Origin of the sequence: Rhodovulum steppense (assembly GCF_004339675.1) — a bacterium.
In the GTDB taxonomy this organism is placed as follows: Bacteria; Pseudomonadota; Alphaproteobacteria; order Rhodobacterales; family Rhodobacteraceae; genus Rhodovulum; species Rhodovulum steppense.
Genome location: NZ_SLVM01000021.1, coordinates 1 through 25,054, shown reverse-complemented (window position 1 = coordinate 25,054; position 25,054 = coordinate 1). Strand labels below are relative to the sequence as shown.

The following is a 25,054-nucleotide window of genomic DNA, read 5'->3' as shown; positions in this document are numbered from 1 at the left end:
TCAGCGGGGGCGGCGCAGATAGACGTAAACCGCCCCATCGCCGCCATGACGCCGATGCGCCTGCGCGACCTGCAGCACCGCGGCGGCCAGCGGCGGCTGGTGCAGCCAGTGCGGAACCTGCCGCCTGAGCACACCGCGACGCTCGGGGATCGGACCATCGCCGTCCGGCCCCTGTCCCTTGCCGGTGATGACAAGCACCAGTCGCCGCCCCTCAGCCTGGGCGCGCAGGATGAAGCCGGTCAGCGCCGGATGCGCCTCGGCCAGCGTCATGCCATGCAGGTCGATGCGCGCCTCGGGCGACAGCTTGCCGCCCTTGAGCCGGTTGAACGCCTTGCGGTCCATGCGGATCGCCGCGTCCGAGGGCGGGGCGGATGTCGCGGTTCCGTTCGCCCGCGCGCCGATGCGGAAAGGGGCAATCGGGGCGGGGCCCGGGGACGGGGCGGCGGGCGGCTCTTTGGGTTCGCCCGGTTCGGGCGCGGGCCCGGGTCGCTTGCCCGGCAGGGGACGGGTGCGCCGGGCGACGAGATCCCACAGCGCGCGATCCTCGCCGCTCAGTTGGCCGGAACGGCGGCGGACCACCGGCCTAGCCCTCGGGCAACAGGGCAAGCGCGGTCTCGATCGGCAAAAGCACGATCATGCGTCCGCGGTCACGGATGCGCCCGGCCCTTTCGCCCGCCGCCTTGCCCGTGCCATAAAAGATGTCGGCCCGCTGCGCCCCCTTGATCGCCGACCCGGTGTCCTGCGCCACCATCAACCGATGCAGCGGCGCGCGGCCACCCTTTTCGATCCACACGGGCGCACCCAGCGGCACAAAGGCGGGATCGACGGCAATGGTGCGCATCGGCGTGATCGAGCGATTCATCGCGCCCAGCGGCCCCTTGTCGGCGGGCAACTGATCGAGTTCGCGGAAGAACACGAAGGAGGGGTTGTGATGCAGCAGCGCGCGCCCCTCCTCGGGGTTACGGCGCACCCAGGACCGGATCACCTGAGCCGAAACCTGGTGCGGTTCATAGATGCCGCGGCGCACCAGTTCCTGCCCGATCGAACGATACTGATGGCCGTTCTTGCCGCCATAGCCGATCCGAAGCGTCGCGCCGTCGTTCAGCCGGATGCGGCCCGAACCCTGCACCTGAAGGAAGAAGACATCCACCGGATCGTCGAGCCAGGCGATTTCCAGCCCACGGCCCCGCAGGACGCCGTCTTCCTCGATCTCGCGCCGGGAATGCCATGGCTCGCCCTGGATCAGGTCCGGTGGGGTGCGATAGACCGGGTAGCGAAAGCGCGCATCGGGGCGGCGCGCGCCCTCGAGTTCGGGTTCGAAATAGCCGGTAAATAATGCCGGGCTGTTGCCGCCGATCAGCACGGGCCGAAAGAACAGTTCGAAAAAACGGCGCGCATCCTGCTCGTGTTCGGCGACCGCGCAAAGCGATGACCAGGTAAGGTCGGGCAGATCAAGGCAGGTTTCACGAAAAACGGCAAGCGCGGTGGCGTGGTCGTCCCGTTCCCAGCCCTTGAGATCGGAGAACCGCAGGATTTCGACCGGCAGATCGGGCCGCGCGGGCCCCGCGCTCATCGCAAGCGCCAGACAGGCCGCCGCGCCCAGGCCACGGATCATTCGCCCGTGGCGACAAGCTGCCAGTTCGGGTCGTCGACCCCCATCCGTCGGGCGAAGGTCCAGATATCGCGCTGGCGCTTGATCTCGCTGGGGCTGCCCTCGACCACGTCGCCCGCGAGGTTGCGCACGACAGAGGTCAGTTCGCCCACGAATTTCACGACCAGTTCGGCCTCTCCGGTATCGCGGTCGAAGGTGGCATCCTTCAGCGCAAGCTCGCGCACGCCGACGAAATTCGCCTCGACCGTCAGGCCCTGATCCTCGCGCAGCCGGACCACTTCGGCAAAGCTGTCCAGAACCTCGGGGGCGAGGAAGGATTCAACCTCTTCAAGTTCGCCCCGCTCGAAGGCCATAAGGATCATTTCATAGGCCCCGCGCGCGCCATGCAGGAACTCGCCCACCGAAAAGCCGGGCTCGGCCATCTTCATGGCCGCCAGCGCCTTGGCCGCCGGGCTGCCATCAGGAACGTGATCGGTGATGTCGCTGTCGACACCGCCCTGGATCACCTCGAACTCGCGGCGCGAATCCGAACGGCGCGATGCCGGGTCGGGCATCGACAAGGGCGGCTTCTCGAAACCCTCGCGCGTGCCGAGCACCGATCGCAGGCGCAGGATCAGGAACACGGCAATCCCCGCGAGAACCAGAAGTTGGATGATGGCAGAGCCCATGGTGACCTCGCAGCGTGCCGTCAGTCTTTGTATCTGAACATTACCGGACTTATGTAAGGCAGGTGCAGGGTCAAGTCTACCTGCGCGGTTCGTCGGGGTTTCCAGATGTGGATTTTCGTTCTCTTCCTGTGTGTGCCGCTGATCGAGATCGCCCTGTTCATTCAGGTGGGCGGTGCGATCGGTCTGTGGGCCACGCTGGCCATTGTCGTCCTGACCGCGGTGATCGGCACCTTGCTGATCCGCCAGCAAGGCGCGATGGCGATGGCGCAGCTTCGCAATTCGTTTCGGGAATTGCGCGATCCGGCCGAACCGCTGGCCCATGGGGCGATGATTCTCTTTGCCGGCGCGCTGCTGCTGACGCCTGGTTTCTTTACCGATGCCGTGGGTTTTGCGCTGCTGATGCCGCCCGTGCGCGCCGCGGCCTATCGCTGGCTGTCGCAACGGATCGTCGTCCAGAGCATGACATATGGCGCAGACCCCGGCCCCCGGCCCCGCGCACAGACCCATGGCGACGTGATCGAGGGCGAATTCGAAGAGCTGAGGTCCGGAGACGACCAGCCGCGCGGCCGATCGGGCTGGACACAGCATTGAGCCGATGCACCCAAGCTGCTAATCGGATCGCGACGAAACATTCGCCAGGAGCACATCATGAGCGAGACCGAAGGCAACGGCGCGGGCGCACAGCAACCGCCCCAAGTGCGGATGCAAATCCTCGGCCAGTATATCCGCGACCTCTCGTTCGAGAACGTCCTTGTCCAGAAGGGCGTGCAGGGCGAGGTCACGCCCGATATCAGCGTTCAGGTCGGGCTGGATGCACGCAAGCGTCCCACCGAGCATCAGTTCGAGATCATCTGCAAGTTCACGATCAACTCGAAGAACAAGAACGACGGGGCGACGCTGTTCCTGCTGGAGATCGACTATGGCGGGGTCTTCCATGTCGAGAACGTGCCCGAAGACCAGCTTCACCCGTTCCTGCTGATCGAATGCCCGCGGATGTTGTTCCCCTATATCCGCCGCATCGTGTCCGACATGACGCGCGATGGCGGCTTCCCGCCGCTGAACCTGGAACCTGTGGATTTCGTGGCGCTCTACAGGCAGGAAATCGCCCGCCGGGCGCAGGAGGCCCAGCCGGCCCCGAATGTGGGCAATGGCGGAACGGCCTGACGGTCTAGCCGAACTGCCGCCAGAGGGCCTTGTCACCCAGGCCCTCGACAAAGGCGGCATGCGCCGCTGCCTCCTCCTCTGTCAGTCGGGGGGGCAGCGATTTTGGACGGGGGCGGGGGCGCCATTCTCCGCCCGTCGCGGCGTCGGTCCCGGCAGCTGGGCCTGAAGACAGCACAAGGTCGGGTTGCCGCCCGCCGACAAGTTCCAGATAGACCTCGGCCAGGATCTCGGAATCGAGGAGCGCGCCGTGCTTTTCGCGCGCCGAGTTGTCGATCCCGAACCGTCGGCACAGCGCATCCAGCGAGGCGGGCGAGCCCGGAAATTTCTGCCGTGCCATCGCCAGCGTGTCCAGGGCCCGCTCCCACGGGATGACGGGCAGGCCGACCCAGTCCAGTTCGGCATTCAGGAACTTCATGTCGAAGGCGGCGTTGTGGATCACCAGCCGCGCATCGGCGACGAATTCCAGGAACTCGGCGGCCACCAGCCGGAACACGGGCTTGTCGCGCAGGAAGTCGTCGCCCAGCCCATGCACCTGGAACGCATCGGGCGGCATCGGGCGTTCGGGATTGATATATTGGTGATAAGTCCGCCCCGTGGGCAGGTGGTTCCACAGCTCGACCGCGCCGATTTCCACGATGCGGTGGCCTTCGGACGGCTCGAAGCCGGTGGTTTCGGTGTCGAGAACGATCTCACGCATGGTGTTCCCTCAGCTTGTCGAGCAAGGCTTGCACCTCGGCGCGGGTCTGTTCAAGGCTGCGCGTCTCGATGACATGGTCGGCGCGGGCGCGTTTCTCGGCATCGGGCATCTGCCGCGACAGCAGAAGGTCGAACTGCGCCTCGGTCATGCCCGGGCGGGACAGCACGCGGGCGCGCTGCACCGCGGGCGCGGCGGTCACGACCAGCACCGCGTCAAGCCAGTCCTCGGCGCAGGTCTCGAACAGCAGGGGGATATCCAGCACCAGCACCGGCGCGTCGGCATGCGCCTTTGTGAACGCCGCCCGGTCAGCAGCAACGAGCGGGTGAACCACGGCCTCGATCCGGGCCAGCGCCCCGGGATCGCGAGAGATCCAGTCCTTGAGCGCGGCACGGTCCACACCCGCCTGGCCGACCGCGTCGGGGCAAAGCGCGGCAATGGCGGGAATGGCGGCCCCGCCCGGGCCATAGAGCCGGTGAACCGCCGCATCGGCATCCCAGACCGGCACGCCCAGCGCACGGAAAATGTCCGCGGTCGTCGATTTCCCCATCCCGATGGATCCCGTCAGGCCCATCAGGAAAGGACGCCCGCTCATTCCGCCAGCAACACCGCGCGGGCGGCGGCGTCCACCTCGGGGCGACGGCCGAACCAGCGTTCGAAACCGGGCGCGGCCTGGTGCAACAACATGCCCAGCCCGTCCACCGCGATGCAGCCCCGCGCCCGCGCCTCGGCGAGGAATGTGGTTTCGAGCGGCGTGTAGACCAGGTCCGAGACCACCGCGCCGGGGCTGAGCGCATCCAGCGGCACGCGGAACTCCGACTTGCCCACCATGCCCAGCGAGGTGGTGTTCACCACGGTCGCCGCGCCCTCGATCATTCCGGCGGCCTGCACCCAGTCATGGACAACGATCTTGGGACCGAACTCGGCGCGCAGAGCCTCGGCGCGGGATCTGGTGCGGTTGCTGACGCGGATCTCGCGCACGCCCTGTTCGGAGAGCGCCGCGATGACCGCCCGTGCGGCCCCGCCAGCGCCGAGGATCGCGGCCGGCCCCGCCGCCGGATCCCAGCCCGGCGCGCCCTGGCGCAGGTTCTCGATGAAGCCGATTCCGTCGGTATTGTCGGCATGCACCTTGCCATCGGCGCGGAAGATCAGCGTGTTCGCCGCCCCGATCAGCGCCGCCCGGTCGGACACCAGATCGGCAAGGCCCAGGATCGTCTCCTTGTGCGGGATGGTCACGTTCACCCCGACGAAACCCATGCGCGGCAGGGCGGCCAGAACCTCCTTCAGGTCGGCCTGCGCGACATCCATGGGAATGTAATAGCCCCGGATCCCGTAGCGTTCCAGCCAGTGCCGATGGAGCAGCGGTGACTTGGAATGGTCAACCGGAGAGCCGATCAGCCCGGCCAGCGGTATCTTTTCACTCATGCCATCAACGCTCCGCGCGTGGTCAGAAAGGTCAGAAGCGGCAGAAGGGGCAACCCCAGGATGTCGAAATAGTCCCCTTCGATGCGCGAGAACAGCCGGATCCCCTCTTCCTCGATCTTGTAGGCGCCGACTGCGTCACGCACGCCATGCCAGTTGCGGTCGAGATAGTCTTCCAGGTAGGCGTCCGAAAAGGGGCGCATGGTCAGCTTGACCCGGCCGACATGGCGCCAGAGCGGCTTGAGGTCGTCATAGATGACGATAGCTGACAGCAATTCATGCGGGCCGCCACGCAAGGTCCGCAATTGCGCGCGCGCCTCATCCATCGAGGCGGGCTTGCCCAGGACCCGGCCGCGATGGACCAGAACCTGATCGCAGCCGATCACCAGCGCCTCGGGTGCCTTGGCCGCGGCGCGTTCGGCCTTGAAGGCTGCCAGCGTCTCAGCGATCTCGGCGGGGGCGGCGCCCTCGGCCTCCAGACCCTCGCGGATCGCGGCCTCGTCGACGGAAAGCGGCATCGCCTCGAACACCAGACCTGCCCGTTCGAGAAGCTGTCGCCGGATCGGCGAGCCGGAAGCAAGGATCACGCGTTCGGACATCTCGGTAGAACCCTGTGGAAAATCGTAGGAACGGTTTTCGCATGTGGTGGAACAAGCCGCCCCAGAGCCTCCGAGGTGCCGGTCGGTCGGGAAAAAGTCAAGCCAAGGGCCCTGTCGATCCACGGTGGATCGTCGCATCCCGGTCCTGTGAGGGACTCGCCCCGACCGGAACAATCCCCCGACATCCACAGATCCGTATCGGATTAACTATATCTAAAGTATTGTTAAATATTGATTTTTATCATGTTTCCCCGATGTCCCGAAGATACCAACACGCTTTTCAACATCCGTGTCCCTGTGGACAGAGTCGGGGAGGGATCGGTAATCCCCAGAACCCACAGCCCCTACAAAAACATCATCTTTTCTTTTCTTTCCTTATTCCCTTAGAAGGGGCGCGATCGGATCCTGCGCTGGAGTGAGAGAATGGCCGAGTTCCTGGCGTCCTACTATCCCTGGACCAAGTCGCTGCACATCATCGTGGTGCTGACCTGGATGGCCGGCCTTTTCTACCTGCCACGGATCTTCGTCTATCACGTCGAACGCGCAGCCGTGGGCAGCGAGACCGACGAGGTTTTCAAGGTCATGGAGATGAAGCTCTACCGCTACATCATGAATCCCTCGATCATCCTGGTCTGGGTCTTCGGTCTTGCGCTGGTCTTCACGCCGGGGATCGTCGACTGGGGATCGGTCTGGCCCTATGCCAAGGGCGCGGCGGTGATCGGGATGACCTGGTTCCACATGTGGCTGGGCCTGCGGCGCAAGGAATTCCTTGCGGGCACCAACACGCGCACCGGGCGCAGCTACCGGATGATGAACGAGGTGCCGACGCTTCTGATGCTCGTGATCGTCTTCGCGGTGGTCCTGAAATTCTGAAAGATTGACTCGGGCCGGTCCGGGTTCTATTGACGTCGGTCAGCGGGCCGTCCGGCCACGCGCATTCCCCTTTTCCGCAAGCCGCGCCTCCGGGTGCCCCTGTCGCGATATTCCCATGACCCAGGAAAGCCTGAACCTCGCCGATCTCAAGGCCAAGAGCCCCAAGGATCTCCTCGCCATGGCCGAGGAGCTGGAGATCGAGAACGCCTCGACGATGCGCAAGGGCGAGATGATGTTCTCGATCCTGAAGGAGCGTGCCGAGGAAGGGTGGGAAATCTCGGGCCAGGGCGTGCTCGAGGTGTTGCAGGACGGCTTCGGCTTCCTGCGCTCGCCCGAGGCGAACTATCTGCCCGGTCCTGACGACATCTATGTCTCGCCCGACATGATCCGGCAGCATTCCTTGCGCACCGGCGACACGGTCGACGGGGTCATGGTCGCCCCGCGCGAGAACGAGCGCTATTTCGCGATCACCAAGGTCACGCGCATCAATTTCGAGGATCCCGACCGCGCGCGGCACAAGATCAACTTCGACAACCTGACGCCGCTCTATCCCGACGAGCGGCTGAAGATGGAAATCGAGGATCCGACGATCAAGGACCGCTCGGCCCGGATCATCGACCTGGTGGCGCCCATCGGCAAGGGCCAGCGCGCGCTGATCGTTGCGCCGCCGCGCACCGGGAAGACGGTGCTGTTGCAGAACATCGCCCATTCGATCGAGACGAACCACCCCGAGACCTATCTGATCGTCCTGCTGATCGACGAACGCCCCGAAGAGGTGACCGACATGCAGCGCTCCGTGAAGGGCGAGGTCATTTCCTCGACCTTCGACGAACCTGCAACGCGTCACGTTGCGGTGGCCGAGATGGTGATCGAGAAGGCCAAGCGCCTGGTCGAACATAAACGAGATGTTGTGATCCTGCTAGATTCGATCACAAGACTTGGACGTGCGTTCAACACCGTAGTGCCGTCCTCGGGCAAGGTGCTCACCGGTGGTGTGGACGCCAACGCCCTGCAACGGCCGAAACGGTTCTTCGGCGCCGCGCGAAATATCGAGGAGGGAGGGTCGCTGACCATCATCGCGACCGCCCTTATCGACACCGGCAGCCGCATGGACGAGGTGATTTTCGAAGAGTTCAAGGGCACCGGCAACTCCGAGATCGTGCTGGACCGCAAGGTGGCGGACAAGCGGGTCTTCCCGGCGATGGACATCCTGAAATCCGGCACGCGGAAAGAGGATCTGCTGGTCGATCAGAAGGATCTGCAAAAGACCTTTGTCCTGCGGCGCATCCTGAACCCGATGGGCACGACCGACGCCATCGAGTTCCTGATTTCCAAGTTGAAGCAGACCAAGACCAATTCCGAATTCTTCGATTCGATGAACACCTGAGGGCGGCGCCCGGAGGTGAACAATGGACACGATCTTCGCCCTGGCGACGGCGCGCGGAAAGGCCGGCGTGGCCGTTATACGCATTTCCGGTCCGCAGGCATTGACCGCGGCGCGGGCGCTGGCGGGAGATCTGCCGTCCGCACGGCGGGCCGGGCTGCGCCGATTGGTCGATTCGCAGGGCGACGTTCTGGATAGCGCGCTGGTCCTTCGTTTCGAAGAGGGGGCCAGTTTCACCGGCGAAGACGTGGTCGAACTGCATTGCCATGGCAGCCCGGCGACCGTGACCGCGCTGTTGCGGACATTGGGCGAAATGGATGGCCTGCGCATGGCCGAGCCCGGCGAATTCACCCGCCGCGCGCTGGAGAACGGGGTTCTGGACCTCGCCCAGGTCGAAGGGTTGGGCGATCTGCTGGAGGCCGAGACAGAGGCGCAGCGGCGGCAGGCCTTGCGCGTTCTGTCCGGGGCGTTGGGTGAAAAGGCGGAGGGTTGGCGGTCCGCTCTGATCCGGGCCGCGGCCTTGCTCGAGGCGGTGATCGACTTCGCCGACGAGGATGTGCCCGTCGATGTGACGCCCGAAGTGGCGGGTCTCTTGCAAGGCGTCGCCAGATCGCTGGACGCCGAAATTGCTGGGGTCGCGGCGGCCGAGCGCATCCGCGAGGGGTTCGAGGTTGCTATCGTCGGTCCCCCGAACGCCGGAAAATCGACGCTTTTAAACCATCTGGCCAGACGCGAGGCGGCGATCACGTCGGAACATGCGGGAACGACGCGGGATGTGATCGAGGTTCGGATGGACCTGAATGGCCTGCCCGTGACGATCCTCGACACGGCCGGGTTGCGCGACAGTGCCGACGCGGTCGAGACGATTGGCATCGAACGTGCGATTGCGCGGGCGCGGAGTGCCGATCTGCGCGTCTTCCTCCTGGACGAGGCCGGGCGCATCGAGGGGTTGGACCCGGCGCCCGAGGATATCGTCGTGCGGGGCAAGGCGGATCTTGTCAGGGATGGGCAATTCGCGGTGTCCGGCAAGACGGGTCAGGGCGTTGGCGATCTGGTTGCGCGGATCACCGCATTCCTCGAAACCCGCGCGGCCCGTGCCGAAACCGCCACGCGGGAGCGGCATCGTATGGCGATGCTTCGCGCAGGCGAATCTATTGCCGAGGCGCAGAATCGGCTATCGCTGGGAATGGACGCGGCGGAACTGGCCGCCGAGGATCTGCACCGTGCAATTCGTGCTCTTGATTCCCTTGTTGGCCGTGTCGATGTGGAGCAGGTGCTGGACGAGATCTTCGCGCGGTTCTGCCTTGGGAAGTGAGGAGTGTTTCACGTGAAACATCGCGACTTCGATGTCGTTGTCGTGGGGGGCGGTCATGCCGGGGCCGAGGCCGCCCATGCCGCCGCGCGCCTTGGCGTCCGGGTCGCGCTGATCACGCTGCGCCGCGACGCGATTGGCGTGATGTCCTGCAATCCGGCCATCGGCGGGCTGGGCAAGGGCCATCTGGTGCGTGAGGTCGATGCGCTGGATGGAATCATGGGACAGGCCGCGGATCGCGCGGGCATCCAGTTCCGTCTGTTGAACCGCCGCAAGGGGCCGGCCGTGCAGGGGCCACGCGCCCAGGCCGACCGACGGGCCTATCGCGAGGCCGTTCAGGCGGCGCTGTCCGCCGTGCCGAACCTGACGATCCTCGAGGCGGAGGTTGCGGACCTGATCGAAGCCGCCGAGCGGATCGTCGGGCTCCGGCTGGCGGATGGGGCCGAGATCGCCGCGGGCGCGGTGGTGCTGACCACAGGCACCTTCCTGCGCGGGGTTATCCATATCGGCGACCGGCAGTTCCCGGGCGGTCGGATGGGCGACCGTCCATCCGTGCCATTGGCCGAAAGGATCGACAGTTTCGGCCTGCCGCTGGGTCGGCTCAAGACGGGCACGCCGCCGCGCCTGGATGGCCGCACGATTGACTGGGATCGTCTGGAGGGTCAGCCCGGCGACCAAGAGCCGGTGCTTTTCTCCTTTCTTTCCAAAGGGCTGCACCTGCCGCAAGTCTCCTGCGGTATCACCCACACCAATGCGCAAACGCATGAGATCATCCGCCAGAACCTGTCGCGCTCGGCGATGTATGGGGGGCATATCGAAGGGGTCGGGCCGCGCTATTGCCCCTCGATCGAGGACAAGATCGTGCGGTTCGCCGACAAGGAATCGCATCAGATCTTCCTCGAACCCGAGGGGCTGGACGATCCGACCGTCTATCCCAACGGCATTTCGACCTCGCTCCCCGAAGAGGTGCAGCAGGCCTATGTCCGCTCCATTGCTGGGCTTGAGAACGCGGTGATCCTGCAACCCGGCTACGCGATCGAGTATGATTATGTCGATCCCCGCGCGCTGCGCAGCACGCTGGAATTGCGCGACGTGCCGGGGCTGTATCTTGCCGGGCAGATCAACGGCACCACGGGCTATGAAGAGGCCGCGGCGCAGGGGCTGGTTGCCGGGCTGAATGCTGCGCGCCATGTGCGGAGCGAGGGTCCGGCGCAATTCACCCGGACAAGCAGCTATATCGGCGTGATGATCGACGATCTCGTGATCCGCGGCGTCAGCGAACCCTACCGGATGTTCACCTCGCGGGCCGAGTTCCGGCTGTCCTTGCGGGCCGACAATGCCGATCAGCGGCTGACTCCGCTGGGTCTGGAACTGGGATGCATCGGGGCAGAGCGCGCGCAGGTCTTTGCTGACAAGATGGAGCGGATGGCGCGGGCGCGGGGACAATTGGACGCCATGTCGCTCACGCCGCGCGAGATATCGGCGGCCGGAATCAGGGTGAACGCCGATGGAAACCGGCGCAGCGGTTTCGACCTGCTGGCCTTTCCTGACGTCCGCTTTGCGGATCTCCTGACGCTGGACCCATCCCTTGCAGCGGTTGATGCAGAGGTTGCGGCCCAGTTGGAGCGGGACGCGCTTTATGCGAATTACATCCGCCGTCAGGAACAGGACGTGCAGGCGATGCGGCGCGACGAGGCGCATGCCTTGCCGAATGATTTCCCTTATGACCGCATTGACGGGCTGTCGAACGAGTTGAAGGGCAAGTTGATGGCGGCCCGACCGGAAACCCTGGCGCAGGCGGCGCGACTCGAGGGGATGACACCGGCCGCCCTGACGCTGATCCTTGCCCGGTTGCGGCAGATCGAGCAGCGCTCGGCATGACGGCGTCGCCCGGGGGAATTTCCGATGTTTCACGTGAAACATCGGACCGGCTTGACCACCTTGCTGCTCTGCTGCGGAAGTGGAACCCGGCAATCAACCTGGTTTCGCGCGCGACGCTCGACGTTCTGGAAAGCCGACATATCGTTGATTCCGCGCAGCTTTTCAGCCATTTGCCGAATGGCGCGCGACGCTGGACCGACCTGGGCAGCGGCGGCGGCTTTCCCGGCCTGGTCATCGCGATCCTGGCCGCCGAAGGCGCGCCGGATCTGGCGGTTGACCTGATCGAAAGCGATCAGCGCAAAGCCGTGTTCCTGCGGACAGCGGCGCAGGAGCTTGGCCTTGATAATGTGACCGTTTTCGCAAGCCGGATCGAGACCGTGCCATCGCGACAGGCGGACGTGGTCTCGGCACGCGCCCTGGCGCCGCTGAACCAGCTTCTGGACTTTGCCGACCGGCATCTGGCGCATGGCGGCATCGCGCTTTTCCCCAAGGGCGCGCGCCATGAAGAAGAACTGGACGACGCGCTTGCATCCTGGCAGTTCGACGTTCAGAAGATCCCCAGCACGACCGACTCCCAGGCCGTCATCCTGAAAATCGGAGGCATCGCCCGTGTCTGATCCGACGCGTCCCAAAGGCCCGAAGATCATTGCCGTGGCCAACCAGAAGGGCGGCGTCGGCAAGACCACGACCGCGATCAACCTGGCCGCTGCGCTGGTCGAAGAGGGGCGCAAGGTGCTGGTCGTCGATATCGACCCGCAGGGCAACGCCTCGACCGGGCTGGGGATCGAGGCCGGACAGCGGACGCGCACCACCTATGACCTGCTGCTGGAAGAGGCACCGCTGGATCAGATCGTGGTGAAGACCGAGATCGACGGCCTGTTGATCGCGCCCGGAACCACCGATCTCAGTTCGGCCGATATCGAGATGGTCGCGAATGAAAAGCGCAGTTTCCTGCTGCATGACGCGCTGCGCCAGCCCGCAATCGACGCCTTTGGGCTGGATTTCGTGCTGATCGACTGTCCGCCCTCGCTGAACCTGCTGACCGTCAACGCGATGGTTGCCGCGCATTCGGTTCTGGTGCCGCTGCAAAGCGAGTTCTTCGCGCTCGAGGGGCTGTCGCAACTCATGTTGACGATTCGCGAGCTGCGCCAGACCGCGAATCCCTCGCTGCGAATCGAGGGGGTCGTGATGACAATGACCGACCGTCGTAACAACCTGTCCCAGCAGGTCGAGAATGACGCGCGGGCCTATCTGGGCGATCTGGTGTTCCAGACCGTGATTCCGCGGAACGTGCGGGTGAGTGAGGCGCCGTCTTTTTCCATGCCGGTGTTGAGCTACGATCCCATGTCCAAGGGCGCGCAGGCTTACCGGGCCTTGGCACGCGAGATATTGGGGTTTAAACCAGCCGTAACCGCATGATGTTGGGAGATTGCCGATGACCCTGAAGAACACGGGCAAGCGGGGCCTCGGCCGGGGTCTGTCGGCGCTGATGGCGGATGTGCAGATCGACCCCGTGCCGGAGCGGGGCGAGGCGCCGCGCGGCAAGCCCGACCAGATCGTGACGCTCGACCTGCTGGAACCGAATCCCGATCAGCCGCGGCGGCAATTCTCGGACGAGGCGTTGCAGGAGCTCGCCGCCTCGATTCGAGAGAAGGGGGTAATTCAGCCCCTCATCGTCCGCCCCAGCAAGCGGACCGAGGGGCGATTCGAGATCGTGGCGGGCGAACGGCGCTGGCGGGCCTGCCAGATGGCGCAGACGCATGAGGTTCCGGTGATCGTGCGCGACCTCGACGATATCGAGGTGCTGGAAATCGCGATCATCGAGAACATCCAGCGCGCCGATCTGAACGCCGTCGAAGAGGCGATGGGATACCGGCAGTTGATGGACCGGTTCGGCCACACCCAGGACAAGGTGGCCGAGGCATTGGGCAAGAGCCGCAGCCATATCGCCAACCTGTTGCGATTGTTGCATCTGCCCGACGAGGTGCTGGACCATGTGCGGCAGGGTCGGTTGAGCGCGGGTCATGCGCGCGCGCTGATCACGACCGAGGATCCGGCGCGGATGGCGCGCGAGGTGATCGCCGGCGCGATGTCGGTGCGCGAGACCGAGAAGCTGGCGAAACGCGCGACGGAACCGCGCGCTGCGCCGCGCAAGTCGGGTGGCGCGGCGGAAAAGGATGCCGATACCCGCGCGTTGGAACAGGATCTGTCGGCCAATCTGGGGATGAAGGTTTCGATCGAGCATTCCGCCGACGGCTCGGGGCGCTTGGTGATCGGCTATCGCAATCTCGACGATCTGGACCGGCTTTGCGGGGCGCTGAGTTCGGCGCGCGGCAGCGATTTCAGCTAGGGCAGGTCAGTCCGGCAGAAGCTCGCGGATCACCGCGTTCAGCACCGCGCGCCCGGCATCGGTGGTCTGCAGGCGGTCGCCCTCGCATCGAATCAGGCCCAGGCCCTCAAGCCCTGCGATCCGGCTGGCGTCCAACGGCTGCCCGGCAAGGCGCTGATACCGCATAAGGGATAGCCCTGCGGTCAGCCGCATCCCCATCATGAGGTATTCGGTCGCCTGTTCCTGCGGGGAAAGCGCGGCCCTAGGCACCTCGCCATTCCCGTCGCGGGCAACCCGCGCCAGCCAGTCCGCGGGGGAAAGCGGCGTTTCCGTTGCAAGGCGCCGCCCGCCCAGCGTCAGCCGCCCGTGCGCACCGGGGCCGATACCTGCATAATCGCCATAGCGCCAATAGATCAGGTTGTGCCGCGACTCCGCCCCGGGGCGGGCGTGGTTCGACACTTCATAGGCGGGCATCCCGGCGGCGGCGCAGATCTCTTGCGTTGCCAGATACATGTCGGCAGCGCGGTCGTCATCCGGCAGGCCGCGCAATCCGCCCCGCGCATGGCGGTCGCCAAAGGCTGTCCCGGGCTCGATGGTCAGTTGATAAAGCGACAGGTGATCGACGGCCATCGCCAGCGCCTGACCAAGTTCCGCCTGCCAATCGGCAAGCAATTGGTCCTGCCTTGCATAGATCAGGTCGAAACTGACCCGCTCGAACGTGTTGCGCGCGATGTCGAAGGCGGCGCGCGCCTCGGCGGCGGAGTGCAACCGACCCAGGCGGTGCAGGTCGGCATCGTTCAGCGCCTGCACGCCCAGCGATACCCGGCTCACGCCCGCATCGCGATACCCGGCGAACCGGCCCGCCTCGACCGAGCCGGGATTGGCCTCCAGCGTCACTTCCATGTCGTTCGCGCAGGGCCAGATCGCGCGCACGGTGTCCAGGATCGCGGCCACCAGATCGGGCGCCATCAGGCTGGGCGTTCCGCCGCCGAAAAAGACGCTGTTCAGCGTGCGCGGGCCGGTTTCTGCGCCGATGCGGCGGATCTCGGACAGGTAGGCGCGCTGCCATGCGTCCATGTCGATGCTGGCCGCGACATGGGAGTTGAAGTCGCAATAGGGGCATTTCGACAGGCAGAACGGCCAGTGGACATACAGCCCGAAGCCGCCTGCCTGCCAGTCCTCAGCCGCCAATGGCCTGCACCAGATTTTCGAAGGCGCGGCCGCGATGGCTGATCCGGTTCTTTTCCCAACGGTCCATCTGGGCGAAGGTCACGTCGAACCCGTCGGGCTGAAAGATCGGGTCATAGCCATGGCCCTGATCGCCGCGGCCGGGCCAGATGATGCGGCCGGGAACCTCGCCCACGAAGACCTCGTCCTGCCCATCGGGCCAGGCGAGGACGAAGGTGCAGGAAAACCGCGCGGAGTAGGGCGCTGGCGTCCCGGTCGCCTGAAGCTCGCGCCAGACCCGTTCCATCGCCATCCCGAAGTCGCGACCAGAGCCTGTTTCGGCCCAATCCGCCGTATGCACCCCCGGTGCACCGCCCAGCGCATCGACCGAAAGCCCGCTGTCATCGGCCAGGGCGGGCAGGCCGGTGGCCTTGGCGGCGGCATGGGCCTTGATCCGGGCATTGCCGATGAAACTGTCCTCGGTCTCGGGGGGTTCGGGCAGGTTCATCTCGGCCGCGCCGACCACGGAAATGCCGTGCGGCTCCAGCAGATGCGCGATTTCTTCCAGCTTGCCCCGGTTATGGGTCGCCACCAGAAGCCGGTTGCCCGTGAAACGGCGCATCGCTCAGGCTCCGACCGCGGCCCTTTGCGCCGCGACCAGTTGGGCGACACCGGCATCGGCCAGCCCCAGCAGCTTGTCCATCTGCTCGCGCGTGAAGGTGGCGCCCTCGGCTGACATCTGCACCTCGATCAGCCGACCCGAGCCGGTCATCACGAAATTCCCGTCGACGCCCGCCTCGCTGTCCTCGGGATAGTCCAGATCCAGCACCGGCTGCCCGGCATAGATCCCGCAGGACACCGCCGCGACCGGATCGGTCATCGGGTCCGAGATCACTTCGCCGGTCTTCATCAGCTTGTTCACCGCCAGCCGCAGCGCGACCCAGCCGCCGGTGATCGCGGCGCAGCGGGTGCCGCCATCGGCCTGGATCACGTCGCAATCGACGGTGATCTGCCGCTCGCCCAGCGCCACCCGGTCGACACCGGCCCGCAAGGACCGCCCGATCAGCCGCTGGATTTCCACCGTGCGCCCGCCCTGCTTGCCCGCCGACGCCTCGCGCCGCATCCGCGTCGTGGTCGCGCGCGGCAGCATCCCGTATTCCGCCGTCACCCAGCCAAGGCCCGAGTTCTTCATGAAGGGGGGCACGCGCTCTTCCAGCGAGGCTGTGCACAGCACATGGGTATCGCCGATCCGGATCAGGCAGGAGCCCTCGGCATGTTTCGTCACGCCGGTCTCGATTGAAACGGGGCGCATTTCGCTTACATCACGACCAGACGGGCGCATGGGATATCCTCTCTCGGGTTCGGCGCTTTGCTCCCATGAGAGGGGCCATGATGCAAGCCCGATTGACGCAAGCGCGACCTGTCCTTTAATTGCTCCGCCTCTCAGGAAAGCTGCCCAAGGTGACCGAAACCCCGAGACTTCTCGACGAGATGAACGACCGCTCGCGCGAGGTGTTCCGCCGCGTGGTCGAGGGCTATCTGGAAACCGGCGATCCGGTCGGCTCGCGCACGCTGACCCGCAGCATGAGCGAGAAGGTCAGCGCCGCCACCATCCGCAACGTGATGCAGGATCTGGAATTCCTGGGACTGCTGGACAGCCCGCATGTCTCGGCCGGGCGGATACCGACGCAACTGGGCCTGCGCATGTTCGTCGATGGCCTGCTGGAGATGCGCGAGCTTGAGAGCGAGGATCGAGAAAAGATCGACGCGACGCTGGGCAGCAACGAACGCGATGTGGGCGTGATGCTGGACCGGGTCGGCGCGGCGCTGTCGGGCGTGACGCGGGGGGCGTCGCTGGTCCTGGCGCCGAAATACGAGGCGCCGATCAAGCATATCGAGTTCGTGAGCCTTGCCCCCGACCGGGCGCTGACGGTTCTGGTCTTTGCCGATGGCCATGTCGAGAATCGCATCTTCCAGCCCGCGCCGGGCCAGACGCCCTCATCCATGCGCGAGGCGGCGAATTTCCTGAACGCCCTGGCCGCCGGCAAGACGCTCAGCGAGTTGCGCGACGTGATGCAGGTCGAGATCGCGCGCCGTCGCCGCGAGTTGAACGAACTGGCCCGCGTGATGGTCGAGGCCGGACTGGCCGTCTGGGAGAACGAGGGCGAGCCGCATGAGCGGCTGATCGTGCGTGGCCGGGCGAATCTGCTGGCCGACAGCGCCGAGGCCGAGGAACTGGACCGCATCCGCACCCTGTTCGACGATCTGGAACGCAAGCGCGACATCGTCGAGTTCCTTGAGCTTGCCGAGGAAGGCGAGGGCGTGCGCATCTTCATCGGCTCCGAAAACAAGCTTTTTTCACTTTCGGGTTCCTCTCTGGTGGTCTCTCCATATATGAACGCTGACCGGAAGATCATCGGAGCCGTTGGCGTGATCGGGCCGACCCGGCTGAACTACGGGCGGATCGTGCCCATCGTGGACTATACGGCACAGCTGGTCGGAAAGCTGATTTCCGACCGGGGCAAGGGATAAGGCATGGCACAACCAGAAAAGACCGACATCGAGATCGACGATATCGCCGAGGATGCCGCGGCCGAGGGGCTGGCGCCCGAGGCCGAGATCGAGGCCCTGCGCGCCGAGCGCGACGAGCTGCGCGACCGTTTCATGCGGGCGCTGGCCGATGCCGAGAACTCGCGCAAGCGGGCCGACCGCGACCGGCGCGAGGCCGAGAATTACGGCGGGGCCAAGTTCGCCCGCGACATCCTGCCGGTCTATGACCACCTGTCGCGCGCGCTGGATATCGTGACCGAGGAACAGCGCGAGGCGCAGAAGGCGTTCCTCGAAGGTGTGGAACTCACGCTTCGCGAATTGCTGAACGTGTTCTCCAAGCACGGGATCGAGCGTATCTCGCCCGAACCCGGCGACCCGTTCGACCCGCAGCAGCACCAGGCCATGTTCGAGGCGCCGGTGCCGGGCACAAAGGCGGGCGAGATCATTCAGGTGATGACCGTCGGCTTCATGCTGCATGACCGGCTGTTGCGCCCGGCGCAGGTCGGCGTGTCCTCTACGCCCGCGTCCTAATCGCCGCGGGCCAGCGCCTTCAGTTCGTAGATCAGCTCCAGCGCCTGTTTCGGTGTCAGCTCGTCGGGATGTAGCCCGGCGAGCTTTTCTTCGAGGGGCGAGGGGCCTTTCGGGGCAGCAGCGGGTGGCGCGCTGCGTATGGCCGAGAACAGCGGCAGATCGTCGATCAGCGCCTTCTGCGGCCGCCCGCCCTCACGCTCGCCGCGTTCCAGCGTGTCCAGCACGGCGCGGGCGCGCTCGATCACGGCCTCGGGCAGACCGGCCAGGCGCGCGACCTGCACGCCATAGGACCGGTCCGCCGCCCCCTTGCGAATCTCGTGCAGGAAGATCACGTCGCCTTGCCATTCCTTCACCGCCACGGTCGCGTTCTCGACCCCCGCCAGCCGGTGCGCCAGCGGGGTCAGTTCATGGTAATGTGTCGCGAACAGCGCCCGGCAGCGGTTCGCGTCATGCAGATGTTCCAGCGTGGCCCAGGCGATGGACAGCCCGTCCCAGGTCGCGGTGCCGCGCCCGATCTCGTCCAGGATCACCAGCGCGCGGTCATCGGCCTGGTTCAGGATCGCTGCCGTCTCGACCATCTCGACCATGAAAGTCGACCGCCCCCGCGCCAGATCGTCGGACGCGCCGACCCGGCTGAACAATTGCGAGACCAGCCCGATATGGGCGCGGGCCGCAGGCACGAAACTGCCCGCCTGCGCCAAGAGCGCGATCAGCGCGTTCTGGCGCAGGAAGGTCGATTTCCCTGCCATGTTCGGCCCCGTCAGCAGCCAGATCGCCGCGCCCTCCGCACCATCCGACAGCGCGCAGTCATTGGCGACAAAGGGTGTCCCGCCCTGCCGCCGCAACGCCCGCTCCACCACCGGATGGCGCCCGCCCTCGATCTCGAAGGCCCGGCTGTCATCCACCTTGGGCTCGCACCAGTCCTCGCCCCGGGCAAGATCGGCCAGCCCCGCCGCAAGGTCGATCTCGGCCAGCGCCGCGGCGGCCTGTGCGACCGGTCCGGCCTTGGCCAGAATGGCGGCTTTCAGGCCGTAATAGAGCCGCTTTTCGATCTCCAGCGCCCGGTTGCCCGCGTTCAGGATGCGGGTTTCCAGTTCGGACAGCGCGACCGTGGTGAACCGCACCGCATTCGCGGTGGTCTGGCGGTGGATGAAGCGTTCCGACAGGGGGGGCGACAGCATCCGCTCGACATGGGTGGCGGTGACCTCGATGAAATAGCCCAGCACGTTGTTGTGCTTGACCTTCAGCGACCCGATCCCGGTTTCCCTCGTGAACTCGGCCTGCATCGCCGCGATCACCCCGCGCCCCTCGTCGCGCAGGCTGCGCGCCTCATCCAGGTCGGCATCATGGCCGGGTGCGATGAAGCCGCCATCGCGGGTCAGAAGCGGCGGTTCGGCGATCAGCGCGGCGTCCAGCAGATCGTGCAGGTCGTCATGGCCCAGAAGCGCCGCCCGCGCCTCGGCCAGCAGCCCCGGCAGATCGCCCGACAGGTGCAAGGCCACCGCGCCCGCCTGCGCCAGACCGTTGCGGATCGCCGCCAGATCGCGCGGGCCGCCCCGGTCCAGCGCAAGGCGCGACAGCGCGCGGTCCATGTCGGGGCATTTCCGCAGCGCATCGCGCAGCGCATTGCAAAGCCCCGCATCCTCGACCAGCAAACGCAGCGCTGCCAGCCGGGCGTGGATCGTGGCCAGATCGCGCGAGGGGCTGGAGATCCGCCGTTCCAGCAGCCGCGCGCCCGGCGCGGTCACGGTGCGGTCGATGGCGTGCAGCAGGCTGCCGTCACGCCCGCCCGACAGGCTAGCGGTCAGTTCCAGGTTCCGCCGTGTCGCCGCGTCGATCTGGACGCTGCCGCCCGCGGTTTCACGCACCGGCGGGCGCAGCAGCGGCAGCTTGCCCTTCTGGGTGATCTCCAGATAGTCGACCAGCGCCCCCATCGCCGACAACTCGGCCCGGCCAAAGCTGCCAAAGCCGTCCAGCGTATCCACCCCGAACAGCGCGGCCAGCCGCTTTTCGGCCGAGATGCTGTCAAAGCTGGCGCGCGATAGCGGCGTCAGCGCGGCGCCGGATTCAGTGACTATCTCGGCCCAGCCCGGCTCGAACGGATCGCTCAACAGCACCTCGCGAGGCGCCAGCCGGGCCAGTTCCGGACCCAACCGGACAGGGGGGCAGTCGGTCACCCGGAAGGCGCCGGTCGAGATATCCACCCAGGCCAGCGCGCCCGCATCGCGCACCCCGGCAAAGGCGGCAAGAAAGTTGTGCCGCCGCGCTTCCAGCAGGGATTCTTCGGTCAGCGTGCCGGGCGTGACCAGCCGCACCACGTCGCGTTTCACGACGGCCTTGGACCCGCGCTTCTTTGCCTCGGCCGGATCCTCCAGTTGTTCGCAGACCGCCACGCGAAACCCCTTGCGGATCAGCGTCAGCAGGTAGTTTTCCGACGAATGGACCGGCACCCCGCACATCGGGATATCCTGTCCCTGATGCTTGCCGCGTTTGGTCAGCGCGATATCCAGCGCCTCGGCCGCGGCCACGGCATCGTCAAAGAACATCTCGTAGAAATCGCCCATCCGGTAGAACAGCAGCGCCCCGGGATGGGCCGCCTTGATTTCCAGATATTGCGCCATCATCGGCGTGACGGTTTCGGCCTCTGCGCTCACCTTGTCCCCCGGTCTGTCGAACCCGGACCTTACAAACCCCGCCCCCGCCACGAAAGCCGGAAAACCTCGTCTATTGAGACGCGGCCCGCAGAGGGATAAGAGGCAGAACCAGCAGGAGGAGACGCCCGGAATGGCCGAGAAGTCGAAGATCACCCCCGAAGAGGCGCTGAGCTACCATATCGAGCCCGTTCCGGGAAAATACGAGATCGTGGCCACCAAGCCGATGACCACGCAGCGCGACCTGAGCCTGGCCTATTCTCCCGGCGTCGCGGTGCCGGTGCAGGCGATCGCGGACGCACCCGGAACCGCCTATGACTACACCACCAAGGGCAACATGGTGGCGGTGATCTCGAACGGCACGGCGATCCTTGGCATGGGCAATCTGGGCGCGCTGGCCGCCAAGCCGGTGATGGAGGGCAAGGCGGTCCTGTTCAAGCGGTTCGCCGACGTGAACGCCATCGACATCGAACTGGACAGCGAGGATCCCGAGGAACTGATCCGCGCCATCAAGCTGATGGGGCCGACCTTTGGCGGCATCAACCTTGAGGATATCAAGGCGCCGGAATGTTTCATCATCGAGCAGCGGCTCAAGGAAGAGATGGATATCCCCGTCTTCCATGACGACCAGCATGGAACGGCGGTGATCTGTGCCGCGGGGCTGATCAACGCGCTGCACCTGACAGGCAAGAAGATCGAGGATTGCCGGATCGTCCTGAACGGGGCAGGGGCGGCCGGGATCGCCTGTCTGGAACTGATCAAGGCGATGGGGGCCAGGCACGACAACTGCATCGCCTGCGATACCAAGGGCGTGATCTGGCAGGGCCGCACCGAGGGCATGAACCAGTGGAAATCGGCCCATGCCGCCCGCACCGAGGCCCGCACGCTGGAAGAGGCGATGGTGGGCGCCGACGTGTTCCTGGGCGTCAGCGTCAAGGGTGCGGTCACGCCCAAGATGCTGGCCGCGATGGCCGACAACCCGGTGATCTTCGCCATGGCCAACCCCGATCCCGAGATCACGCCCGAAGAGGCACATGCGATCCGGCCCGATGCCATCGTGGCCACCGGACGCAGCGACTACCCCAACCAGGTGAACAACGTCCTGGGCTTTCCCTATCTCTTCCGCGGCGCGCTGGACATCCATGCCCGCGCCATCAATGACGAGATGAAGATCGCCTGCGCCGAGGCGCTGGCCGAACTGGCACGCGAGGATGTGCCCGACGAGGTTGCCATGGCCTATGGCAAGAAGCTCAGCTTTGGCCGCGACTACATCATCCCGACGCCTTTCGATCCGCGGCTGATCTACACGATCCCGCCTGCGGTGGCCCGTGCGGGCATGGATACCGGCGCCGCGCGGCGGCCGATCGTGGACATGGACGCCTATCGCCACAACCTCAAGGCGCGGATGGATCCCACGGCGTCCGTGCTGTCGGGCATCGCGGCTCGGGCCAAGGCGGCGCAGGCGCGGATGATCTTTGCCGAGGGCGACGATGAACGGGTGCTGCGCGCCGCGGTCGCCTATCAGCGGTCGGGCTATGGCAAGGCGCTGGTCGTGGGCCGCGAGGCGGACGTCAAGGAAAAGCTGGACCAGGCGGGCCTCGGCGATGCCTGTCGCGAGATCGAGGTGGTGAACGCCGCCAATACGCGCCACCTGGAGGCCTATCGGTCCTTCCTCTACCAACGGCTTCAGCGCAAGGGCTTCGACGCGCATGACATCAACCGGCTGGCCCAGCGCGACCGGCATGTGTTCTCGGCGCTGATGCTGGCGCATGGCCATGGCGACGCGCTGGTGACCGGCGCGACGCGGAAATCGGCCCATGTGCTCGACCTCATCAACCATGTCTTCGACGCAAGGGCCGAGGATGGGGCGGTCGGCGTCACGGCGCTGTTGAACAAGGGCAAGATCGTCTTCGTGGCCGATACGTTGGTCCATGAATGGCCCGAGGAAGAGGAGCTTGCCACCATCGCCGAGCGCGCGGCCGATGTTGCGCGCAGCCTCGGGCTGGAGCCGCGCGTGGCCTTCCTGTCATTCTCGACCTTCGGCTATCCGGTGTCGGAACGGGCGACCAAGATGCACCTTGCGGCGCGGGTTCTGGACCGGCGCGGGGTGGATTTCGAGTATGATGGCGAGATGACCGTGGATGTCGCCCTGAACCCCGCGGCGATGGCGAAATACCCGTTCTGCCGTCTTTCGGGCCCCGCCAACATCCTTGTGGTGCCCGCCCGGCATTCGGCCTCGATCTCGGTCAAGCTGATGCAGGAAATGGCGGGGGCAACTGTGATCGGCCCGATCCTTGCGGGCGTCGACAAGCCGATCCAGATCTGTTCGACCGGGTCCACGGTGAACGACATCCTGAACATGGCGCTGCTGGCCGCTTGCGAGGTCGGCTAGTGACGGTCTACTGCCTCGGCTCGATCAATGCGGATCATGTCTACGCGGTCCCGCATCTGCCCGCGCCGGGCGAAACCCTTGCCGCCACCGGCCTGACGCGCGGGTTGGGCGGCAAGGGCGCGAACCAGTCCGTCGCCGCGGCACGGGCAGGGGCCCGCGTGGTCCATATCGGCGCGGTCGGCGCGGAGGGCGACTGGGCGGTGCAACGGCTGGCGCGCTTCGGGGTCGAGACCGATCACATCGCGATCTGCGACGCGCCCACGGGTCATGCGATCATCAACGTCGCACCCGATGGCGAGAATGCCATCGTGATCCTGCCCGGTGCGAACATGCGGCAGGATGCAGGCCGGATCGCCGACGCGCTGGCGGGTGCGGGGCGGGGCGACACGCTTCTCCTCCAGAACGAAACCTCGCACCAGGCCGAGGCGGCCGCTCTGGCCACGGCTTCAGGTTTGCGCGTGGTCTATTCCGCCGCGCCCTTCGATCTGGCGGCGCTGGGCGCGGTCCTGCCGCATCTGTCGCTTCTGGTGCTCAACGCAGTCGAGGACGCCCAGATGCGCGCCGCACCGGGCCGGATCGACGGGCCAGAGATCATCGTCACCGATGGCCCGCGCGGCGCAATCTGGCGGATCGACGGCCAGACCCTCTCGATGCCCGCTTTCCCGGTGACCCCGGTCGATACCACCGGGGCGGGCGACTGTTTCATAGGTTCGCTCGTCGCGGCGCTGGATCGAGGCCTCACCCGGCCCGAGGCGCTGCGCTATGCCAGCGCCGCCGCCGCAATCCAGGTCACCCGCCCGGGCACCGCCGACGCGATGCCGCCACGCGCCGAGGTCGAGGCATTCCTCGCCCGCGCCTAGGATCCTGCAAAGGGCGCGGCATCGCCCCAAAGCGCGCGAACCCGCGCATCGCGCCCGCAGCCCTCGCGATACAGCTTGTAGGCCTCGGCCTTGGATTTCGGGCCGTATCGGGTGATCACGATGTCCCGCTTGCGGTAATAATCCTGATGATACTCCTCGGCCGGATAGAAGGGTGCGGCCTCCAGGATGGGCGTCACCACCGCTTGCCCCAGCGCTGCCTGCGCCTCGGCCTTGGCGGCCTCGGCAATCCGCCGCTCCGCCGGATCGGAGACGAAAACCGCCGTCCGATAGCTCTCGCCCCGATCACAGAACTGGCCGCCCGCATCGGTCGGATCGACCGAGCGGAAGAAAAGCGACAGGATCTGCTCATAGCCGATCACCTGCGGGTCATAGACGATGCGGACCGCCTCGTAATGCCCGGTGCCGCCCGCGGTGACCTGTCGATAGGTCGGGTTCGCCACCGTCCCGCCGGTATAGCCGGACACGACCTCCTCCACCCCCGCGACCCGTTCGAAATCCGCCTCGACGCACCAGAAACAGCCCCCCGCCACGATCGCGGTCTGCATCTCGCCCGCCTGCGCCCCCGGATGCTTGACGGCCAGGCCCAGAACGATTGCTGCCGCCAGAAGCAGCGGTTTGAGAGTGTCACGCATGCGCATCTTTCCCGGCCTCCTTCGCGACGAAAGGATAAGCCCGGTTCAGGCCGTCCCGAAAGCCACAAGCCCGTGACCATGCATCCGGATGGCACAGGTGATCCGGGCACACCCGGTTCCCCCTTCTTCTTGGCTGAAATACCCCGGGGGTCCGGGGGCAGCGCCCCCGGCGGGTCGGCTTGTGTGTCGTTACGGGTGGTTCTGACAGGGGGTTACAAGGGGTTTGATACCGGAAGAGGGTCGAGGTCCGGGGGTTATCCCGGATGGCCCGGCATTGTCCGGCATTATCGGCCGGGCCGGGACTTCTGCCAC

At 66.0% G+C, this 25,054-nt stretch carries 25 protein-coding genes; 13 read left to right on the top strand and 12 right to left on the bottom strand.

Going from position 1 to position 25,054, the window contains the following annotated elements:
* From EV216_RS13375 to EV216_RS13365, 3 genes are read right to left on the bottom strand one after another with little or no spacing between them, the layout of a single operon-like run.
* Positions 1–579 carry a Smr/MutS family protein gene (locus EV216_RS13375; RefSeq protein WP_132696038.1) on the bottom strand — a complete coding sequence of 193 codons (579 nt, stop codon included), beginning with the start codon at positions 577–579 and terminating at the stop codon, positions 1–3.
* A gap of 4 nt (positions 580–583) precedes the next feature.
* Positions 584–1,615, bottom strand: a complete 1,032-nt coding sequence (gene mltA / locus EV216_RS13370; protein WP_132696037.1) for a murein transglycosylase A — start codon at positions 1,613–1,615, stop codon at positions 584–586.
* Positions 1,612–2,280: a Tim44/TimA family putative adaptor protein gene (locus EV216_RS13365; protein WP_132696036.1), complete on the bottom strand. Its 669-nt coding sequence runs from the start codon at positions 2,278–2,280 to the stop codon at positions 1,612–1,614. The genes mltA and EV216_RS13365 overlap by 4 nt, the downstream gene beginning before the upstream one ends.
* A 105-nt stretch (positions 2,281–2,385) precedes the next feature.
* Here EV216_RS13365 and EV216_RS13360 point away from each other — a divergent pair, with 105 nt between their 5' ends.
* Together EV216_RS13360 and secB are read left to right on the top strand one after the other, a co-directional pair.
* Complete coding sequence (locus EV216_RS13360) at positions 2,386–2,871, top strand: FxsA family protein (RefSeq protein ID WP_132696035.1); 486 nt, start codon at positions 2,386–2,388, stop codon at positions 2,869–2,871.
* Between the two features lie 57 nt (positions 2,872–2,928).
* Complete coding sequence (secB, locus tag EV216_RS13355) at positions 2,929–3,444, top strand: protein-export chaperone SecB (RefSeq protein WP_132696034.1); 516 nt, start codon at positions 2,929–2,931, stop codon at positions 3,442–3,444.
* Between the two features lie 4 nt (positions 3,445–3,448).
* Here secB and dnaQ read toward each other — a convergent pair whose 3' ends face one another.
* The 4 genes from dnaQ to EV216_RS13335 are packed head-to-tail and all read right to left on the bottom strand — an operon-like array spanning position 3,449 to position 6,159.
* Positions 3,449–4,141 (bottom strand): DNA polymerase III subunit epsilon, encoded by a 693-nt coding sequence (dnaQ, locus tag EV216_RS13350; RefSeq protein WP_132696033.1) that lies wholly within the window; start codon positions 4,139–4,141, stop codon positions 3,449–3,451.
* Positions 4,134–4,733: a dephospho-CoA kinase gene (coaE, locus tag EV216_RS13345; RefSeq protein WP_132696032.1), complete on the bottom strand. Its 600-nt coding sequence runs from the start codon at positions 4,731–4,733 to the stop codon at positions 4,134–4,136. The genes dnaQ and coaE overlap by 8 nt, the downstream gene beginning before the upstream one ends.
* Entirely contained in the window at positions 4,730–5,563 is an 834-nt protein-coding gene (locus EV216_RS13340; protein WP_132696031.1) for a shikimate dehydrogenase, read from the bottom strand. Before EV216_RS13340 ends, coaE begins: the two co-directional genes overlap by 4 nt.
* A complete protein-coding gene (locus EV216_RS13335) occupies positions 5,560–6,159 on the bottom strand; it encodes a Maf family protein (RefSeq protein WP_132696030.1) in 600 nt (199 codons plus the stop codon). The genes EV216_RS13340 and EV216_RS13335 overlap by 4 nt, the downstream gene beginning before the upstream one ends.
* A gap of 423 nt (positions 6,160–6,582) precedes the next feature.
* Here EV216_RS13335 and EV216_RS13330 point away from each other — a divergent pair, with 423 nt between their 5' ends.
* From EV216_RS13330 to EV216_RS13300, 7 genes are all read left to right on the top strand, one after another.
* A complete protein-coding gene (locus tag EV216_RS13330; protein ID WP_132696029.1) occupies positions 6,583–7,032 on the top strand; it encodes a CopD family protein in 450 nt (149 codons plus the stop codon).
* Positions 7,033–7,147: 115 nt separating this feature from the next.
* The gene (gene rho / locus EV216_RS13325; RefSeq protein WP_132696028.1) at positions 7,148–8,419 is read left to right on the top strand and encodes a transcription termination factor Rho; all 1,272 of its coding nucleotides are present in this window, start codon (positions 7,148–7,150) and stop codon (positions 8,417–8,419) included.
* Positions 8,420–8,441: 22 nt separating this feature from the next.
* Complete coding sequence (gene mnmE / locus EV216_RS13320) at positions 8,442–9,731, top strand: tRNA uridine-5-carboxymethylaminomethyl(34) synthesis GTPase MnmE (RefSeq protein ID WP_132696027.1); 1,290 nt, start codon at positions 8,442–8,444, stop codon at positions 9,729–9,731.
* Between the two features lie 3 nt (positions 9,732–9,734).
* On the top strand, positions 9,735–11,609 hold the full coding sequence (mnmG, locus tag EV216_RS13315) for a tRNA uridine-5-carboxymethylaminomethyl(34) synthesis enzyme MnmG (RefSeq protein ID WP_132696026.1): 1,875 nt from the start codon (positions 9,735–9,737) through the stop codon (positions 11,607–11,609).
* The gene (gene rsmG, locus EV216_RS13310) at positions 11,606–12,226 is read left to right on the top strand and encodes a 16S rRNA (guanine(527)-N(7))-methyltransferase RsmG (protein ID WP_132696025.1); all 621 of its coding nucleotides are present in this window, start codon (positions 11,606–11,608) and stop codon (positions 12,224–12,226) included. The genes mnmG and rsmG overlap by 4 nt, the downstream gene beginning before the upstream one ends.
* Positions 12,219–13,028, top strand: a complete 810-nt coding sequence (locus EV216_RS13305) for a ParA family protein (protein WP_132696024.1) — start codon at positions 12,219–12,221, stop codon at positions 13,026–13,028. Before rsmG ends, EV216_RS13305 begins: the two co-directional genes overlap by 8 nt.
* 16 nt (positions 13,029–13,044) lie before the next feature.
* Positions 13,045–13,959: a ParB/RepB/Spo0J family partition protein gene (locus EV216_RS13300; protein WP_132696023.1), complete on the top strand. Its 915-nt coding sequence runs from the start codon at positions 13,045–13,047 to the stop codon at positions 13,957–13,959.
* 6 nt (positions 13,960–13,965) lie between these two features.
* On the opposite strand, the gene hemW is transcribed toward EV216_RS13300, so the two are convergent.
* Genes hemW through rph form a run of 3 tightly spaced genes read right to left on the bottom strand, consistent with a single transcriptional unit; the run spans position 13,966 to position 16,447 of the window.
* Positions 13,966–15,129, bottom strand: a complete 1,164-nt coding sequence (hemW, locus tag EV216_RS13295) for a radical SAM family heme chaperone HemW (RefSeq protein ID WP_132696022.1) — start codon at positions 15,127–15,129, stop codon at positions 13,966–13,968.
* A complete protein-coding gene (rdgB, locus tag EV216_RS13290) occupies positions 15,119–15,727 on the bottom strand; it encodes an RdgB/HAM1 family non-canonical purine NTP pyrophosphatase (RefSeq protein WP_132696021.1) in 609 nt (202 codons plus the stop codon). Before rdgB ends, hemW begins: the two co-directional genes overlap by 11 nt.
* A 3-nt stretch (positions 15,728–15,730) precedes the next feature.
* Positions 15,731–16,447, bottom strand: a complete 717-nt coding sequence (gene rph, locus EV216_RS13285) for a ribonuclease PH (RefSeq protein WP_132696020.1) — start codon at positions 16,445–16,447, stop codon at positions 15,731–15,733.
* Positions 16,448–16,596: 149 nt separating this feature from the next.
* Between rph and hrcA the strand changes: the two genes are divergently transcribed.
* Together hrcA and EV216_RS13275 are read left to right on the top strand one after the other, a co-directional pair.
* Positions 16,597–17,637: a heat-inducible transcriptional repressor HrcA gene (gene hrcA / locus EV216_RS13280; RefSeq protein WP_290442766.1), complete on the top strand. Its 1,041-nt coding sequence runs from the start codon at positions 16,597–16,599 to the stop codon at positions 17,635–17,637.
* 3 nt (positions 17,638–17,640) lie between these two features.
* Positions 17,641–18,186, top strand: a complete 546-nt coding sequence (locus EV216_RS13275) for a nucleotide exchange factor GrpE (RefSeq protein WP_132696018.1) — start codon at positions 17,641–17,643, stop codon at positions 18,184–18,186.
* Here EV216_RS13275 and mutS read toward each other — a convergent pair.
* Positions 18,183–20,810: a DNA mismatch repair protein MutS gene (gene mutS / locus EV216_RS13270; protein ID WP_132696067.1), complete on the bottom strand. Its 2,628-nt coding sequence runs from the start codon at positions 20,808–20,810 to the stop codon at positions 18,183–18,185. The two genes, EV216_RS13275 and mutS, sit on opposite strands and share 4 nt — an antisense overlap.
* 160 nt (positions 20,811–20,970) lie before the next feature.
* On the opposite strand from mutS, the gene EV216_RS13265 reads away from it, so the two are divergent.
* Positions 20,971–23,229 carry an NADP-dependent malic enzyme gene (locus EV216_RS13265; protein WP_132696017.1) on the top strand — a complete coding sequence of 753 codons (2,259 nt, stop codon included), beginning with the start codon at positions 20,971–20,973 and terminating at the stop codon, positions 23,227–23,229.
* The gene (locus EV216_RS13260) at positions 23,229–24,089 is read left to right on the top strand and encodes a ribokinase (protein WP_132696016.1); all 861 of its coding nucleotides are present in this window, start codon (positions 23,229–23,231) and stop codon (positions 24,087–24,089) included. Before EV216_RS13265 ends, EV216_RS13260 begins: the two co-directional genes overlap by 1 nt.
* Here the strand turns inward: EV216_RS13260 and msrA are convergent.
* A complete protein-coding gene (msrA, locus tag EV216_RS13255) occupies positions 24,086–24,742 on the bottom strand; it encodes a peptide-methionine (S)-S-oxide reductase MsrA (RefSeq protein WP_424511186.1) in 657 nt (218 codons plus the stop codon). The genes EV216_RS13260 and msrA overlap by 4 nt on opposite strands.
* Between the last annotated feature and the right edge of the window lie 312 nt (positions 24,743–25,054).